Source organism: Haloferax sp. Atlit-48N, from assembly GCF_003383015.2.
GTDB classification, from domain to species: domain Archaea; phylum Halobacteriota; class Halobacteria; order Halobacteriales; family Haloferacaceae; genus Haloferax; species Haloferax volcanii.
The window spans coordinates 133537-149596 of the sequence record NZ_CP137693.1 but is presented as its reverse complement, the minus strand read 5'-3'; the positions used below and the strand labels follow the sequence as shown (position 1 = coordinate 149596).

At 68.7% G+C, this 16060-nt stretch carries 15 protein-coding genes; 9 read left to right on the top strand and 6 right to left on the bottom strand.

Annotation, left to right across the window (positions count from 1 at the left end; genetic code table 11):
* Positions 1-54: 54 nt before the first annotated feature.
* From DEQ67_RS18550 to DEQ67_RS18540, 3 genes are all read right to left on the bottom strand, one after another.
* On the bottom strand, positions 55-777 hold the full coding sequence (locus DEQ67_RS18550) for a ThuA domain-containing protein (protein ID WP_115891584.1): 723 nt from the start codon (positions 775-777) through the stop codon (positions 55-57).
* 492 nt (positions 778-1269) lie between these two features.
* On the bottom strand, positions 1270-3219 hold the full coding sequence (locus DEQ67_RS18545) for a hypothetical protein (RefSeq protein ID WP_115891585.1): 1950 nt from the start codon (positions 3217-3219) through the stop codon (positions 1270-1272).
* Between the two features lie 211 nt (positions 3220-3430).
* Positions 3431-4369: a dihydrodipicolinate synthase family protein gene (locus tag DEQ67_RS18540; RefSeq protein ID WP_049922017.1), complete on the bottom strand. Its 939-nt coding sequence runs from the start codon at positions 4367-4369 to the stop codon at positions 3431-3433.
* Positions 4370-4471: 102 nt separating this feature from the next.
* Here DEQ67_RS18540 and DEQ67_RS18535 point away from each other — a divergent pair, with 102 nt between their 5' ends.
* The 6 genes from DEQ67_RS18535 (at position 4472) to DEQ67_RS18510 (ending at position 11329) form a co-directional block, all read left to right on the top strand.
* On the top strand, positions 4472-5524 hold the full coding sequence (locus tag DEQ67_RS18535; protein WP_115891586.1) for a Gfo/Idh/MocA family protein: 1053 nt from the start codon (positions 4472-4474) through the stop codon (positions 5522-5524).
* A 92-nt stretch (positions 5525-5616) separates the two neighbouring features.
* Positions 5617-6858: a mandelate racemase/muconate lactonizing enzyme family protein gene (locus DEQ67_RS18530; protein WP_115891587.1), complete on the top strand. Its 1242-nt coding sequence runs from the start codon at positions 5617-5619 to the stop codon at positions 6856-6858.
* 99 nt (positions 6859-6957) lie between these two features.
* Positions 6958-8094: a mandelate racemase/muconate lactonizing enzyme family protein gene (locus tag DEQ67_RS18525; protein WP_115861410.1), complete on the top strand. Its 1137-nt coding sequence runs from the start codon at positions 6958-6960 to the stop codon at positions 8092-8094.
* Positions 8095-8217: 123 nt separating this feature from the next.
* Complete coding sequence (locus tag DEQ67_RS18520) at positions 8218-8667, top strand: universal stress protein (protein ID WP_004041197.1); 450 nt, start codon at positions 8218-8220, stop codon at positions 8665-8667.
* A 63-nt stretch (positions 8668-8730) separates the two neighbouring features.
* Complete coding sequence (locus DEQ67_RS18515) at positions 8731-10164, top strand: glycoside hydrolase family 4 (protein ID WP_115861408.1); 1434 nt, start codon at positions 8731-8733, stop codon at positions 10162-10164.
* An 82-nt stretch (positions 10165-10246) separates the two neighbouring features.
* Positions 10247-11329, top strand: a complete 1083-nt coding sequence (locus tag DEQ67_RS18510; RefSeq protein WP_115803623.1) for an LLM class flavin-dependent oxidoreductase — start codon at positions 10247-10249, stop codon at positions 11327-11329.
* A gap of 57 nt (positions 11330-11386) precedes the next feature.
* On the opposite strand, the gene DEQ67_RS18505 is transcribed toward DEQ67_RS18510, so the two are convergent.
* From DEQ67_RS18505 to DEQ67_RS18495, 3 genes are all read right to left on the bottom strand, one after another.
* Positions 11387-11632: a hypothetical protein gene (locus DEQ67_RS18505; protein ID WP_115861406.1), complete on the bottom strand. Its 246-nt coding sequence runs from the start codon at positions 11630-11632 to the stop codon at positions 11387-11389.
* Positions 11633-11702: 70 nt separating this feature from the next.
* Positions 11703-12356, bottom strand: a complete 654-nt coding sequence (locus tag DEQ67_RS18500) for a ThuA domain-containing protein (RefSeq protein WP_115803625.1) — start codon at positions 12354-12356, stop codon at positions 11703-11705.
* Between the two features lie 100 nt (positions 12357-12456).
* Complete coding sequence (locus tag DEQ67_RS18495; protein ID WP_115803626.1) at positions 12457-13140, bottom strand: carbohydrate-binding family 9-like protein; 684 nt, start codon at positions 13138-13140, stop codon at positions 12457-12459.
* Between the two features lie 86 nt (positions 13141-13226).
* Here DEQ67_RS18495 and DEQ67_RS18490 point away from each other — a divergent pair, with 86 nt between their 5' ends.
* From DEQ67_RS18490 to DEQ67_RS18480, 3 genes are read left to right on the top strand one after another with little or no spacing between them, the layout of a single operon-like run.
* Entirely contained in the window at positions 13227-14417 is a 1191-nt protein-coding gene (locus DEQ67_RS18490; protein WP_115861404.1) for a UxaA family hydrolase, read from the top strand.
* Positions 14414-14725, top strand: coding sequence for a UxaA family hydrolase (locus DEQ67_RS18485; protein ID WP_008612426.1), 312 nt, complete (start codon positions 14414-14416; stop codon positions 14723-14725). Before DEQ67_RS18490 ends, DEQ67_RS18485 begins: the two co-directional genes overlap by 4 nt.
* Positions 14722-15936 (top strand): UxaA family hydrolase, encoded by a 1215-nt coding sequence (locus tag DEQ67_RS18480; RefSeq protein ID WP_115861402.1) that lies wholly within the window; start codon positions 14722-14724, stop codon positions 15934-15936. Before DEQ67_RS18485 ends, DEQ67_RS18480 begins: the two co-directional genes overlap by 4 nt.
* Positions 15937-16060 lie beyond the last annotated feature (124 nt).

The window sequence follows — 16060 nt, the reverse complement described above, 5'->3', positions numbered from 1 at the left end:
TGGTCGTCGTTCTTCAGTGGGGAACAGTCTCCGCGCCGACGCGCGCCGCTCCGCTCACTCCTCGACGTGTTCGAGCGGGTCGGTCTTCCCCCACCGCACCGACGCGCCCTCGGTCGGCGTCGCCCACTCGACGGCGTTGTCGATGACGCGTTTGACCTCGTCTTGGTGGAAGATGGGATACTCCTCGTGGCCCGGTCGGAAGGCGAAGATTCGTCCGCGACTGCGGCGGTAGCAGACGCCCGAGCGGAACACGTCGCCGCCTTCGAACCACGAGATGAAGACGGTTCTATCGGGTTCAGGGATGTCGTAGGGCTCGCCGTAGGTCTCCGTTGCCGGGATGACGAACTGCTCGTCGAGGCCGTCGGCGATGGGATGTCCGGGGTCCGCGACCCACACCCGCTCGCGCTCGCCGCCGTGGCGGTATTTGATGTTGCAGGTCGTCCCCATCAGTCGCGTGAACGGCTTCGAGTTCTTCCCAGAGTGCAGCGGGATGAAGCCCATCCCCTCGTGGACGCGGTCGACGACGCGCTCCGCGACGGCGTCTGTCACCTCGTCGTTGGCGCAGTGGGACCACCAGACCAACACGTCCGTCGCGTCCAGCGTCGCCTCGTCTAAGCCGTGTTCGGGTTCCTGTAACGTCGCCGTTCGTACCTCGCGGTCCGGTCCCTCCAGATGCGCCGCGATGGTTCCGTGGATTCCCGTCGGATACCGCTCCGCAACGGCCGGTTCCTCCCGTTCGTGGACGTTCTCGTTCCAGACGGTGACTCGTGTGGGCATGCGCCATAGTGTTCGCCCCCGGTGATAAATTCTCTCACCACTCGTGACTGCGGTCCTCGTTCACGCGCAAAGCCCGTTCCCTCAAAGGGAACAATGTGTATAATCGAAGAAGAACGGCTATCAGCGACGAATCAGCCACTCCTGCGTTCGGAGCCGACGAACTACGAGATGCTGACCCGATTTCCCGACCCATTTTCGTTACAGACGTATGGGTGTAATCTGTGTCTGGTAGCTCCTCCCACGGCCCTCGCTCCGGACTCGTAGAATATATCTCGATTAATAATTCCCAACACGGGAACACCGTCTCTCCCGGTGTTTCCGTCGCAGGGCGACCTGATAGCTAATCATCGGTTTCGAGGCTTTTCAGTCGCCCTCTCGAATACTGAGATGCCACGCGACGACTACTGTCGTTCCCGTGACGGGAACGAATCGACGCTTTTCCCGTCCTCGTACGCGCCTTCCGAACCCGGCGCGGCCCGGTCGGCGTGTCGCTTACGGCTCCGTCTCCGACCACGGGTGGTCGTAACTCGGGTCGTCGACGAAGCGGTCGAGGCCGGCGCGAATCGACATCCGGCTTCCGGCGGGGAGTCGGACCCGGAGCGCGTCCGCGCTGTTGTCCTCCCCGTCGCTCGCGCTGTCGGAGTCGTCCGCGCCGTCGTCGACACCGCGCTCCGCCCCGTCGGTCTCGACCGCGGTGAACCGGTGTTCGCCGTACGCGCCGGCTTGGACGACGACCTCCTCCCGCCTCGCGCCGGTGTTGACGAGCGTCAGTTCGAGGCCGTCGCTCGTCACCGACTCCACGAGCGCGGCGACGCCGGACGGGAGCCCCGGCCGCTCTCTTCGGGCGTCGAAGTGGCGCACTTGGGCCATCACGAGGCCGCCGTAGTAGACCGGCTGTGGCGCGCCCATCGTGAGTTGGAGGAGCGCCTTGTGGAACGCCGGGTTCCGGTCCCTGAGGTAGTCCTCGTCCACGGTCGTCGGTTCGTTCCCCTCGGCGTCGAACAGCCGCAGTCGCTCGTCGACGTGCTCGCGCGTCGCGTCGAGGATTCGGTCCGGGTAGTCCGGGAACTCCCCGTCGAGATAGGCGAGCCACGCGTACTCGTGGCCGTCGCCGTGTTTCGTCTTCGCCCGCGGGTCGACGCGTCGCCAGTCCTGCGTCCCCCAGTCGCGGAGCCGACGAATCCGGTCTCGGTCCTCGTCGCGCATCGACATATACCAGAGGTGGACCGCGTAGGGGTCGTCCGTGTGCGGCTGGAACTCGTACCAGCCGTCCCGCCACAGTACCTCCCCGTCGTCCTCCGTGAGGACGCCCGACGCGTCGTAGTGGTAGTCGCCCTCGCCGCCGTACTTGTGCGGGATGTGGAGGGTGCTGTGTACGTCGTCCTCGGCGACTTCGATGCCGTTCTCGATGAGGACGTCGAGCTGCGACCGCGGGAAGTCGAGATACTCCCGGTCGCCTTCGAGCAGGACCGCGTTCTCGGCGGCGACCGTCGGCCCGATGCCGACGTAGTGCCACCCGCCCCACGACCAACCGTAGTAGCCGCCGTACCACGAGCCGTCGGTGTACTCACCGATTTCGCCGGAGCGCCCGACGTTGTCGGGGATGATACCGCCGTTCTCGGCCGTCCGCTCCCGCCACGCGCCGAGGTAGTCGGTCACCCACTCGCGGTAGCGTTCCTCTCCGGTGTGGAGGTAGGCGTTCGTCATCAGGCTCGTGATGTTGAGGTTCAGCGGGATGTCGCCCTTCGCGCAGCGCTCGTTCAACACCTCGAACAGGCGCTCTTCGTTCGCCGGGTCGAGGAGGTCTGCGGCCTCGTCGAACTCCAAGTCCCGCCACGGGAGGCCGTGTCTGGCCCAGCGGTAGTCCGCGCCGTAGGGGTGGTGTTCGTAGGCGGAGAAGTCGCAGAACTCCGGGCCCATGCTCCCGTTCATCGGCCCGCGAACCACCCGCTCGTCGGCGTCGTAGTTCCTCGCCTCCGAGTCGGCGGTGTAGAGCTCCGCGAACTTCTTCGCCCGGTCGACGACCGCCTCGTCGTCGGGCGCGGCGAGGCCCATGTTGTACGTGTAGAGGTTGCCCTCCCCGAGGTGGAACCAGTCGCGGCACTGTTCGAACTCGTCGACGACCATCGGATGGCCGAACGGCGTCTCGGTCTCCGCGCCGCGTTCGAGCGCGGCCTCGTACACGCGGCGGGCGTGGTCAAGCAGACGTTCGTCGCCGCCCATCGCGTACACGAGCGGCCAGTTGTAGAATCCCTCGACCACGTCGTCGAAGCCGTCGACGCCCACGTGGTCGTCCGGCGGCCAGAACGGCTCTCCGTCGGGTCCGGTGTAGTCGGCGACGAACCGGTCGACCGCGTCGGCGGTCAGGTCGAACAGCGCTCTCTGTTTGTGCGCCCACGTCGGCGGCCGAGTCGCCTCGGCGGTCGCTTCGAACTCGCGCATGCCAACATACCCCGCGTCTCGGGTGATGAATATTTGGGTCGCGCGAGATACTGGTGGCTGTCCGGTCCGGCCCGCGGTGCGCAGGCCGGCCGTCTCGTCGCTGAACCGTCGGTTCAGTCGTCACTCTCCGCGCCGATAGCGACGCACTCGACCTCGTGCGTGGCCGTCGCTCTCGCCGCTGTCGGTCGTCGGCGTCTTCTGTCGTCCCCACTCAGTCGATGAGACGTTCGATGTCGTCGTCGAGTTGGTCGTACAGTTCCTCGGCGCGGCGCTCGTCGTCGGCCGACAGCGACCGAATCGGCTCGCGGACTTCCCCGCCGCGCAGGCCGGCCAGTTCGAGCCCCTTCTTCACCGCTGGGACGCTGATAGCGCCGTCGAGGCTGTTGTTCTGCCCGGTCTGGTCGCGGAAGTTCTGGTAGGGCAGACAGATGTTTCGAAGCTCGCGGGCGCGCCCCCAGTTCTCCTCGGTGAGCGCCTCGAACAGCGCGAGGCCGACTTCCGGGCGGAAGTTGCTCACGCCCGCCGAGAACCCCTCGATGCCCTCGTTCCAAAACGAGACGGCGAAGGGCTCCGCGAGGCCGTCCACCCAGACCACGTCGTCGCCGGTGGTGCTGGCGGCCGCGCCGAGTTTTACGGCGTCTTCGATGGCGTACTTGATGCCGACCACGCCGTCGAGTCCCGCGAGGTCACGGAGATAGTTGATTGACGGGTTAAACCCCTTCACGTACGGCACCAGCGGGGCCGTCGAGGCCTCGGCTAGTTTCTCGTAGTAGCGAAGCAGGCCGCGCTCGTGGACGTAGGTGTGGTCCGGCGGCATTATCATCATCCCGTCGACGCCGATGCGGTCGTAGGCGTCGATGAGTTCGCGCGCGCTCGCCGTGCTCCCGCCGACGCCGGCGAGGACGCACACGTCTGACGGGAGCGCGTCGACCGCCGTCGCCGTCACATCGACGCGTTCCTGCCGGGTCAGCGAGTGGTACTCGCTGATGTTCGCCGACGCGAGGAACGTGCGGATTCCCCCGTCGTAGAGCGTCGTCGCGTTCGCTGCCAGTTCGTCGTGTTCGATGTCGAGGTCGTCGTCGAACGGGGTGAGGAGCCCGGCGGCGACGCCGCGCAGGTGCTCGCGCACACCGCTCTCTGCGAGTGGCATACCCGAACCACCGGGCACTCGCGCATAAAATCTTCGGACAGGGGGGTCGCGCGCCCGACGACCGTCACAACAGTTATCTGCCCTATCTCTGTAATCGCATCCATGCCGCGTCAGACAGACCCGTCTCCAATCGCCGTCGGCGTCGTCGGCCTCGGTAGCCTCGGTCGTCGGCTCTGCCAACAGTTCGTCGAACTCCCCCGGTCGGACCTCGTCGCCATCTCCGACGTGGACCCCGACGGCCTCACCGAGGTCGGTGACTCCTTCGACGTTCCCGAGGCGCACCGCTACCGGTCGTTCGAGGCGTTCCTCGACTCGGCCCCGATGGACGCCGTCGCTGTCGCGACGCCCAACGGCCTCCACTACGAACAGACCTCGGCCGTGTTGGACCGCGGCCTGCACGTCCTCTGCGAGAAGCCGCTCGCGACCGACGCCGAGGAGGCCTACGAACTCACGACCCGCGCCGAGGCGAGCGACCAAACCGTGATGGTCGGCTACCAGCGACACTTCAATCCGGCCTACAAGCGCGCCCGCGACGAGTGGGCCGACGGCGACCGCGTCCCGCGCTTTATCACCGGCGAGGTGACTCACGACTGGCAGTCCTACTACGAGAAGGAAGACGACTGGCGGATGAGCCCCGAGTTGAGCGGCGGCGGCCACCTCCTGAACGTCGGCACGCACGTCATCGACGCCATCCTCTGGACGACCGGCCTCACGCCGACCCACGTCAACGCCTACGTGGACTTCCACGACGACGAGCAGGTGTTCGACCGCCAGTCCTCCATCATTATCGAGTTCGCGGAGGGAGCGGTTGCGAACGTCTCCGACACGGGCGTCGTCGCGCGGACCCGCGAGCACGTCCACATCTGGGACGACGAGGGCGCGATATACCTCGAAGGCCACGAGTGGGACGACCGCACCGGCTACGTCATCGACGACGAGGGGACCGAACACCACCCCTACGACGGCTACGAGCGGTGGCTGAGCAAGGGAACCGCGTTCCTCGACGCCATCGAGACCGGCGAGACGCCGCCCGCGACCGCCCGCGACGGCCTCAAGGCGGTGCTCATCACCATGGCGGCCTACGAGTCGGGCCGGCGCAACGAACGCGTCGCCCTCGACGACCTCTACCCGTTCGCCGCCGACGTCTTCCAGTAGCGCGCCGCCTTTCTCTCCCGGTTGTCTCCGCTCCCTCCCCGAGTCCCGCTTGCGAGGCGGAGTTTTATCGTGATGGCCGAGTCTGTTGAGATATGCGAATCGCGACTATCAGCGGCTACGCTCTCTCGTCACCCATCGAACCGCCGCAGGACCGCCCCTTCCACGGCGGCACCCGTCGCCTGCTCAAACGCGACGTGGTGCTCGTCGTCGTCGAGTCGGCCGACGGCACCCGCGGCATCGCCACCGCCGGCGCGAGCAGTTCCGCGATGCGGGAGTACTTCGAGGGCGACTCGCAGGGGACCTTCGCGGACGTGGTGAACGGTGCGGTCGCCGACGCGCTCGAAGGCGAGCCAATCGAGGAAGTCGAAGACGCCCACGCGATACTCCGCGACACCGACCTGCCCGACCGACTCCGCCACGAGGCTATTTCGGCGCTCGACGTGGCGCTGTACGACATCCGCGGGAAGCAGGTCGGCGCGCCCATCTACGAACTGCTCGCCGACGACTACGGCACCGACCCGACGACGGAGATGCCCCTGTACGCGAGCGCCGGGATGTACATGGAACCCGAGGGCTACGCCGAACAGGCGGCGACCATCCGCGACCTCGGCTTCTTCGGCTACAAGTACCGACCGGGCATCGGTCCCGACGGGGACCGCCGGACTATCGAACTACTCTCCGAAATTGCGGGCGACATGAAAGTGATGCTCGACGTGCACACGTGGTGGAAGATTCGCGACGGCTACGACCGCGAGACGGTCGAGGACCTCGTCACCTTCGCCGCCGAGCGGGACTGCTACTGGGTCGAGGAGCCGGTCTCGCCGGACGACCACGCGGGCTACGTCGACCTCGCGGCGACGGGCGCGCCGCTGGCCGGCGGCGAGAGCGAACCGACGCCAGACGGACTCGTCGCGCTCGGTGAGACGGGTGCGGTGGCCTTCCTCCAGGGCGACGTTCGCCACCACTGCGGCTACACCGGCTGTCGTCCCGCGGTCGAGTCCTGCGTCGGCCGCGACGTGGAGTTCGTCCCGCACAACTTCGGGACGTGGGTCGGCCTGCTGGCGAACGCGCACCTCGTCGCGGCCGCGCCCGAGGTGTCGCTTCTCGAATATCCGGTCTTCGAGGACGACCCGCTCCTCGACGCCGACACCGACCTCGGCATGTACCCCTTCGACCTCGCGTTCGACATCATCGAGGGTCAACCCACCGTCGAGGACGGCGTCCTCTCGCTGTCCGACGCGCCGGGGCTTGGCGTCGAGGTGAACCTCGACGTGCTCGACGACTACCCCTTCGAGGAGGGGCCGTGGACCGAGTTCCACTACGACGGGGACTGAGCCGGCGATTCGAAGGTTCTTCGTCGCTCTCGTCTCGTCCGCCGCGCCGCGTTCGCCGTCTGCACAAGCTATAATGCGTCTCTCCGTGGTACACTTTTCATGCACGTAACCGACATCGAAGTCATCCCGATATCGCACCGCCTGCCCGACGGGCAGGGCCTCGGCGACGCGCGCGGGTTCGGCCACGACAGGGCGACGACGCTCATCCGCGTCGACACCGACACCGGCGAGGTCGGCTGGGGCGAGGCGTTCGCGCCGGGGAGCGTCGTCGCGCCCGTCGTCGACGAGTTTTTCCGCGACGACGTGGTCGGGATGGACCCCTTCGACGTGCGGCGGCTCGCCGAGGAGTCGTACACTGACCCGTACCACTTCGGCGGGAGCGTCTTCGTCCAGAGCGCCCTCAGCGGCATCGACGTGGCCCTGTGGGACCTCGTCGGCAAGGCGACTGGCAAACCCATCCACCGGCTCCTCGGCGGGACGCCCCGCGAGACGCTCACGGCCTACGCCTCGACGATGTACTTCACCGAGGCGGACCGCGACATCGCCGCGCCGATTCGAGACGCCGTCGACGAGGGCTTCTCGGCGGCCAAGATAAAAATCGGCACCGGCACGGACTCCGACGTGGAGCGGGTTCGAACCGCCCGCCAACTCCTCGGTGACGACGCGCGACTGATGGTCGACATCAACGGGAACTACCGGCCGCGACAGGCGATTCGAACCGCGAAGGCCATCGAGGAGTTCGACATCACGTGGATGGAAGAGCCCGTCCCGCCGGAGAACCTCTCGGGCTACCGCGAGGTCAAACGCGGCGTCGACGTGCCGCTGGCGGCCGGCGAGGCGCACTACGGCCGCTTCGAGTTCAAGCGTCTCGTGGACGACCGGACGGTCGACGTGGTCCAGCCCAATCTCGGTCGGTGCGGCGGGCTCTCGGAGGCGAGTCGCATCGCCGACCTCGCCAGCACGGAGAACGTGGCGGTCCGGCCGCACGTCTGGAACAGCGCTGTCGGCCTCGCCGCGGCGGTCCAGTTCGCGGCCTCGGTCTCGGACTACCCGCACACGCGGCACGTCCCGGACCCGATGATGGTCGAGTTCGACCGGAGCGAGAACCCGCTCCGCGACGAGATTCTCAAGTCGCCGTTCGACCCGACCGGCGGCGAAGTGGACGTGCCACAGGGCCCCGGACTGGGCGTCGACATCGACGAAGACGCGGTCGAGCAGTACCGCGCCGACAACTGAATCGGGCCGTTCGCCCGCTCGTCTCCTTCCTCACCGCGCCGCCGAACCGACCTCGCGCTGTTCCGACTCGCGGGATAGTTTTATGCGTCAAAGCACCGTGGCACCGGTATGCAGTCATCGTTAGTGGTAGTCGACAGTACGGACTCCAACGAGCGCCTCCTCGCCGAGGCGGGGCAAATCGCGGCCGGCACGGACACGCCGCTCGTACTCCTCACGCGGATCACCGAGGACGAAATCGTCGAGAACGCCGAGACGTTGCAGGCGATGAGCGACGCCGCCAACACGCCGCTGGAGTCGAACTCCGCGCGGGAGGTCGCCACCCGATTCGCGTCGCAGGCAGCGGACGAGGCGTTCGAGTCGGTGGACGGAACCGTCGAGTACGACGCCGTCACCGTCGTGGCCGAGGAGGGCGAGTTCGCGGACGAGGTGATTCGCGTCGCCGCCGAGCGCGGCTGTGACCACGTCTACGTCGCCGGCCGACAGCGCTCGCCGACCGGAAAGGCGCTGTTCGGGGACACCGCACAGCGCGTCGTCCTCAACTTCGACGGACCGGTCACCATCCTGACCGAGTGACGGAGCATCCGGACCTCCCGAAACGACAGCTATTTGCGACCCTGTCTCGTCATATGTTATCACATGTATCAGCTATCGGAGCAGGCGGAGCCTGTACCGTCGGGTTCGTCCCGAACCATCGACATCGGCTACATCGGCGGCGGGAGTCAGGGGTGGGCCCACACGCTCATCAACGACCTCGCGCAGTGTCCTGACCTCGCGGGGAGCGTCACGCTGTACGACGTGAACTACGAGATGGCGTCGAAGAACGCCCTCCTCGGCAACCGCGTGATGGACCGCGAGGAGGCGGCCGGTGACTGGTCGTTCGAGGCGACCCGGAGCATGGACAAGGCGCTCGACGGGGCCGACTTCGTCATCTGTTCGATTCAGGACCCGCCGGGCGAGACGTTCGTCCACGACATCGACGTGCCGCAGGAGTACGGCATCTATCAGACGGTCGCAGACACCGTCGGTCCCGGCGGGGCGATTCGGGCGCTGCGCGCGATTCCGCAGTACCGCGACATCGCCGCGACGGTCCGCGAGCGCTGCCCGGACGCGTGGGTTATCAACTATACCAACCCGATGACGGTCTGCACGCGGGCGCTCTACGAGGAGTTCCCCGACATCAACGCCATCGGGCTCTGCCACGAGGTGTTCAAGACGCAGGAGCTGTTCGCCGACATGGCGGAGCGCTACATCGACGAGGCGGAGGACGTCGCCCGCGACGAGATTCGAGTGAACGTCAAGGGCGTCAACCACTTCACGTGGGTCGACGAGGCGCGGTGGCGCGACCGCGACGTGTTCCAGTACCTCGACGAGGAACTCGACCGCCGGAAGCCGCTTTTCGACCGCGACCCGGGCGACCTCGACGGCGAGTCCTACTGGGTGAACAACGAGGCGGTCGCCTTCGACCTCTACGACCGCTTCGGCGTCCTCGGCGCGGCGGGCGACCGTCACCTCGTGGAGTTCGTCCCGTGGTATCTGAGCATCGACGAACCGGAGGTAATCCAGCGCTACGGCATCCGACTCACGCCGAGTTCGGCCCGCGTCTCCGACGACGAGGGTCCGGACGAGATGGAGCGCTACCTCGAAGGCGACGCGGCGTTCGAGTTCCGCGAGTCCGGCGAGGAGGCGGTCGACATCATGCGGGCGCTCTCCGGCGAGGGGACGTTCGTCACGCACCTCAACTACCCCAACGAGGGGCAGGTCGACGGCCTCCCCGAGGGCGCGGTCGTGGAGACGAACGCGCTCCTCTCCGGCGACGACGTGACGCCCCTCTGTGCGGGCGGCCTGCCCGACGAGGTCGAGAGCATGGTGCAAACCCACGTCACGAATCAGGAGACGCTCGTCCGCGCGGGCTTCGAGGGCGACCTCGACCTCGCGTTTCAGGCGTTCCTCAACGAACCGCTCGTCACCGTCTCGCGCGACGAGGCACAGGAGTTGTTCGCGAAACTCGTCGAACTGGAGCGGGAGTACTTCACGGACTACGACCTCGACGCGTCGGTCCTGCGGGCGTAAGTCGGCGTTTCGACCCCCCGAACACGTCACTTCCCCGCTTTCGGGGGCAGCTATTTATCCCGCCGTTCAGTCGGTACACGCGATGTCGAGCACACCGAGCCGCGGCTTGAGCTTCGGCTGTCAAGTGGTCAGCTACGGAAACGTCGAGGAAACCATCCAGCGATCGGTCCGAGCCGAGACGGCCGGGTTCGACACCGTCACCGTCCCGGACCACCTGTTTCACCCGACCGGTTCCGAGGAGTATCTGGTGGACCCGCCGTGGGAGGCGTTCTCCGTCCTCGGGGCGATAGCCCAGCGCACCGAGGAAGTGACTCTCATGCCCGGCGTCGCAGACTCGGTGCGCCGCCACCCGACCGAACTCGCGCACGTCACGGCCACGCTGGACCGGATGACGGACGGTCGCGCCGGTCTCGGCATCGGGGCCGGCGAGGCGTTCAACTTCGCGCCGGTTGCGGACATCGACTGGGACGACCCGTACACCCGGTTCAGGGAGTGCGTCGCCGTCATCGACGGCCTGTGGAACTCGACGGCCGACGAGCCGTTTTCCTTCGCGGGCGACTACTTCGACCTCGACGACGCGCACATGGGGCTGAAGCCCGCACGGGAGCCGCGGCCGCCGCTCTGGATAGGCGGCTACGGCGAGAGCATGCGCGGCCTGACGGGCGCGGTCGCTGACGGCTGGTTCCCGTGGATTTACTCGCCCGACGAGTACGCGGCCGACCTGCGGAAGGTCCTCGACGTGGCCGCGGACCGCGGCCGCGACCCCGATGCCATCGACCGCGCCGTCATGGTCCCGACGACGGTCTCCGACGACGGCGACGAGGCCCGCGCGGCCGGTATCGAGCGCAACCGCGTGAACCTCGCGCTCCGGCCGCCGCTCCTCGCCGACATGGGCTACGAGGATATCGCGGCGTCGACGCCGGTTATGTGGCAGATGGCGTTCGACGAGCAACAGGAACGCCAGCTATCGGCGGCGGCCGAGCGCATTCCCGACGAGGCCGTCGACGACATCTGCGTCGCCGGCGACCCCGAGCGCGCCATCGAGCGCATCGAGGCGTTCCGCGAGGCGGGCGTCGACAACCTCGTTCTCATCCCCGTCGGTGACTACGAGACGACGATGCGCCACTACGAAGACGAGATTATCCCGTACTTCAGCGAGCGATAGCGGGCGAAGCGGCATCTGAGAACGCTGTTTTCCGGCGGTGCGACTCGGTGAGGTCGGTCACTCCCCCGCGCCGTCGCCGGCAGCGGCCTCCTGTCGGTCGGTCCCGTCGTCCGCTCTGCTCGCGTCGATTCGCGGTTCCACGCCGAACCGGTAGTAGACGGTCCAGACGGCCGCGACGACGGCGACGATGGCGAACAGCATCGGCGACCACTGCATGCCGAACTGCTGGGCCAGCCACATCCCCGAGAGCAGGACGCCGAGGACGAACACGAACACGGTCAGGTCGGCGGCTCGAAGGTTCATGCCCCGACGTTCGGAATCGACCGGGATAAACGTTCACACGGTGACGCCGGCGACGCCGCGGTCGACCCGCTCAGTCGCGGACCAGCCAGCCGACGGCGTTGCGGAGCAGTCGCCGGTAGTCCTCGTTCTCGAAGGCCTCGGCGGTGTGGCCGAGCGACGCGTAACAGACTCGCCCCGAACCGTACTCGCGGACCCACGCGACCGGGTAGTCGGTGAGGTCGGGGTGGGCCATGCGCGCGAGCACGGTCACGTCGTCGTCCACGTCGACCTGATACGGCTCGTCGAACACCTCGAAGCCGCCGACGCCGTCTGTCACGGCGTGGTCGGAGACGATTTCGACGCCGAACGTCGAGCGCTCGGGGTGGGTGAGGAAGTGACCGCCGAGGAGGTCGCGGAGGTCGGGAAACGGCTCGTCGCGTTTGTCGAGGCCGCCGTCGCCGTCGTGGACGTTGATGAGGTCGGCTGCGCAGTGGAGACCGAGGTACGCCCCGCCGTCGCGGACGAACCCGAGGAGGCCGTCCAACTGCTCGTCTGTTAGGGTCGCGTCGGTCAGGTAGTCCACGACGAGGTCGTAGCCCCCGAGGGCGGCGAGGGCGTCCCTGTCTGTCGTCGCGGTCACCGCGGCGGCGTCGCCGATGGCGGACTCGATGTGCGGTCGCATCTCCTCGAAGTCGTGGAACGAGAAGGTCGTCTCTCCGATGACTAACGCTGACGGCTGTCGCATGGGCTGCCGTTCGCGACCCGTGCGAAAAGCCGTTTCGGTGCCACCACCCACCACGGCTTGCGCGGGATAACCACCCGCCTCGCCAACTGGCGACGACCGCTCACTCGAACTCGATGCGCCCGAAGAACTCCGGCGAGTGGTACGTCGGCTCCGGTAGGTCGATGCGGTTCCACGTCCCCTTCTGCGCGTCGGGGAGGCCGCTCCGGTAGAAGTTCCCGCGCCAGACCGCCCCCGAGTCGAGTTCGAGCGGGAGGCCGGTCAGCGACCGGAGCGTCGAAAGCGGGAGCCGCGCCGCGAGCCACCAGGTGTCGTCGTCCGGGGACGCGGTCTTCGTCGGGCCGGAAACTGATGTCTCGACCTCGACGGCCGCCGCGTCGGTCGGTGCGACGAGGTCGCGGCCGATGTCGCGCTCGCGCCAGTTCGGCTCCTGCCACGCGAGTTTGAACGCGCCGCAGCAGTTCGCCTCGAAGTTGCAGTACCGCCCCGGCGAGCCGTCGTCTGGCGGCTCTGGCGTGGCGAACAGTTCGACCGAACTGTCCTCGAACGTCGGCCCGTTCAGTTCCGTCACGTCGGCGGTTATCTCGTCGTCCTCGACGTGGAACTGGAGGTAGAGCGCCGCCGGGTCGAACAGCGCCCTGACCGTCGTCTCCGGGCCGGGTTCGTCGCCCCACGCGTACTCGTCCAGCCGGGCGACGTTCGCCCGCTCCCACACCGTCCCGTCGACCGTCCCGGTCAGCGGGACCGCTCTGGCCGCGTCGATGCGGCTGACCTCGTAGGTTCGCATACGACTCACTCACTCGACCCGCCCGCAAGAGCGTTCCGCCCGCGCCCGACGAAACCACTTTGTCGGGCGCTACCGAATCCCGTGGTATGAGACGAGAGTTCACCGGCTACCGCCGGGAGAGCGGCCGCGTCGGGGTCCGAAACCACGTCGCCGTCCTTCCGACCTCGGTCGCGTCGTCCTGCGTCGCCCGCGGCGTCGCGGCCGAAGCGGGGGCGTGGGCGCGTGCGACGCCGCACCAGATGGGAGCGAGCCAACCGGACGCGGCGCGGAAACAGACCGAGCGAGTGCTGGTCGGCGTCGGACGCAACCCGAACGTCGGCGCGGCGCTCGTCGTCGAGTTCGGAACCGAGGACATCGACGCCGGCGATATCGCCGACCGAATCGCCCGCGACGGGAAGCCGGTAGAGACGCTGTCGGTCCGCGAGGTCGGCGGGGCGGCCGCGGCCCTCCAGCGCGGACGCACCGCCCTCGACTCGCTGAACGAGGCGGTCGCGGACGCCCGCCGCGAGTCGGCCGACGCGAGCGAACTCGTCGTCGGCGTCGAGTGCGGCGGGAGCGACGCCACCTCGGGCATCGCCGCCAACCCCGCCGTCGGCGACGCCTGCGACCGTCTCGTCGCGGCCGGGGGAACCGCCTCGTTCAGCGAGACGCCGGAGTTCATCGGCGCGGAGCACGTCCTCGCGGAGCGATGCGCCGACGAGGAGACCCGCCGTCGACTGCTCGACCGCGTCGAACGACGCGAGGCGACCGCCGACCTGATGGGCGTCGACCTCCGGGGCGCACAGCCCTCGCCCGGCAATCAGGACGGCGGCCTCACGACCATCGAGGAAAAGAGCCTCGGAGCCATCTCGAAGGGCGGCACGACCCCCGTGCGCGGCATCGTCGACTACGCCGAGCGCCTGCCGGTCGGCGGCGGCCTCGTCCTGATGGACACGCCGGGCTACGACGTGGAGAGCGTCGTCGGCAAGGTCGCCGGCGGGGCGCAGATTATCGTCTTCACCACCGGCCGCGGGAGCACCACCGGCAACCCCGTCGCGCCCGTGGTGAAGGTCACGGGCAACCCCCGGACGTGGGAGCGAATGCGGGCGAACGTGGACGTGAACGCCGGGGCAGTGGTCGAGGGCGATGCGACGATTGCCGAGGCGGGCGAGCGCGTCTTCGACGAGGTGCTCGCCGTCGCCGACGGGAAGCGCACCGGGGCCGAGACGCGCCGGATGGAGGAGTTCGCCATCACCGAGGTCCACCCGCGCGAACTCGCGGAGGTGCGTGGCGCGTGAAGGGCCGCGTCCTCGACGGGGCCGCCCTCGTGCTGGCCGACGGCGACAGCGTGGCGACGGCGCTCGGAGACCTCGACGACGGCCGCGAGGTCCGCGACGGAGACCGGACGGTGACGCTCGCGGACGACGTTCCGTTCGGCCACAAGTTCGCCCTCGAACCGCTGTCGGCGGGCGAGGCGGTCCGCAAGTACGGCGAGGTCATCGGGCGGGCCACGGAGGCGGTCGCGGCCGGCGAGTGGGTCCACACGCACAACTGCGAGAGCACCCGCGGCCGCGGCGACGTGGCGGCAACGGAGGCGGAGCGATGACCGAGAACCGCCTCACTGACCGACCCGATCGACCCGACCGAACCGGCCGCGATTCGTTCTCGGGCTCCCGCCGACCCGACGGCCGCCTCGGAATCCGCGACCGGGTGCTCGTCCTCCCGTCGGTCATCTGCTCGCACGTCGTCGCCGAGGAGATAGCCGCTCGCTCGCCGGGCGCGGTGGCCGCGCCCCACGACCACGGCTGCGGGCAACTGGGCGCGGACGCCGAGCAGACCGAACGAACGCTCGTCGGTCTCGCCGGCAACCCCAACGTCGCCGGCACGGTCGTCGTCGGCCTCGGCTGCGAGACGGTCCGCAGCGACGCCGTCGCCGCCGCGGTCGAGGAACGCGGGCTTCCGGTCCGCGAACTCACGATACAGGACGCCGGCGGGACCGACGCCTGCGTCGACCGCGGCGCGGCCGCCGTCGCCGACCTCCGCGAGTCGGCGGCCCCGCAGGAGCCAGCGGAGGCGGACGACTCGACGGCGGCGGCCGACGACTCGGCGGCGACGCTCGGGGACCTGACGGTCGGCGTCGTCGTCGACGACCTCGCGGACTCAACCAGACGGCACGCCCACCCGCTGGTCGCCGCGTTCGTCGAGCGAGTCGCGGCGGCCGGCGGGCGGGTCGTCGTCGCCGGCAACGAACGGTTCGCCGCGCACCCCGAGGAGACGCGGGCGCTCGTCGGCGGCGCGGCCGCCGACCGACTGCTCGACGCGGCGGGCAGGCCCGCGAGGGCGACGCGCGTCGGCACGGAGGCGGCGACCCGCGGCTTCGACGCGGCGACGGGGTTCCTCGGTGACGCGCCGGTCACGGGTGTCGTGGCGTACGGCGAGCGGGTCGGAGCCGGGCACGACCGAGGCGACGTGGACGCCGCGAACGGCACGAACGCCGACGGCGGGGTGACGATTCTCGACGCCCCCTCCCGGGTCGAGGAGGCCGCGACCGGCCTCGCCGCCGCGGGCGCGCATCTGATCCTCCACGTCACGGGACAGGGGACGCCGGCCGGCCATCCCGTCGTCCCGGTGGTGAAACTCTCGGGTGACGCGGACACCCTCGCGGCGGTCCCCGACGACATCGACCTCGACGCTCGCGAGGCCGACGCGGACGACCTCGAATCGCTCCTTCTCGCCGTCGCGGACGGCGACCGAGCCTGCGCCGAGCGACACGGACTCACGGAGTTCGCCATCGCCCGCGCCGGCCCGTCGACCTGACGCACCACCGAGTCCGCTCGCCGGGTCGGACGCGCCGCCTTCCGCCTCGCCAATCTTTATTGGGTGGTAGTGTCACACCCGGTCGTAGTGGGAGTCAATCAGCAGGCTCGACCAGCGAGTCGAG

What these genes read in the sequence shown, in the direction of transcription:
- DEQ67_RS18550 (WP_115891584.1), bottom strand. Translation starts at nt 777, where the DNA reads ATGCCCACACGAGTCACCGTCTGGAACGAGAACGTCCACGAACGGGAG.
- DEQ67_RS18545 (WP_115891585.1), bottom strand. Translation starts at nt 3,219, where the DNA reads ATGCGCGAGTTCGAAGCGACCGCCGAGGCGACTCGGCCGCCGACGTGG.
- DEQ67_RS18540 (WP_049922017.1), bottom strand. Translation starts at nt 4,369, where the DNA reads ATGCCACTCGCAGAGAGCGGTGTGCGCGAGCACCTGCGCGGCGTCGCC.
- DEQ67_RS18535 (WP_115891586.1), top strand. Translation starts at nt 4,472, where the DNA reads ATGCCGCGTCAGACAGACCCGTCTCCAATCGCCGTCGGCGTCGTCGGC.
- DEQ67_RS18530 (WP_115891587.1), top strand. Translation starts at nt 5,617, where the DNA reads ATGCGAATCGCGACTATCAGCGGCTACGCTCTCTCGTCACCCATCGAA.
- DEQ67_RS18525 (WP_115861410.1), top strand. Translation starts at nt 6,958, where the DNA reads ATGCACGTAACCGACATCGAAGTCATCCCGATATCGCACCGCCTGCCC.
- DEQ67_RS18515 (WP_115861408.1), top strand. Translation starts at nt 8,731, where the DNA reads ATGTATCAGCTATCGGAGCAGGCGGAGCCTGTACCGTCGGGTTCGTCC.
- DEQ67_RS18510 (WP_115803623.1), top strand. Translation starts at nt 10,247, where the DNA reads ATGTCGAGCACACCGAGCCGCGGCTTGAGCTTCGGCTGTCAAGTGGTC.
- DEQ67_RS18505 (WP_115861406.1), bottom strand. Translation starts at nt 11,632, where the DNA reads ATGAACCTTCGAGCCGCCGACCTGACCGTGTTCGTGTTCGTCCTCGGC.
- DEQ67_RS18500 (WP_115803625.1), bottom strand. Translation starts at nt 12,356, where the DNA reads ATGCGACAGCCGTCAGCGTTAGTCATCGGAGAGACGACCTTCTCGTTC.
- DEQ67_RS18495 (WP_115803626.1), bottom strand. Translation starts at nt 13,140, where the DNA reads ATGCGAACCTACGAGGTCAGCCGCATCGACGCGGCCAGAGCGGTCCCG.
- DEQ67_RS18490 (WP_115861404.1), top strand. Translation starts at nt 13,227, where the DNA reads ATGAGACGAGAGTTCACCGGCTACCGCCGGGAGAGCGGCCGCGTCGGG.
- DEQ67_RS18480 (WP_115861402.1), top strand. Translation starts at nt 14,722, where the DNA reads ATGACCGAGAACCGCCTCACTGACCGACCCGATCGACCCGACCGAACC.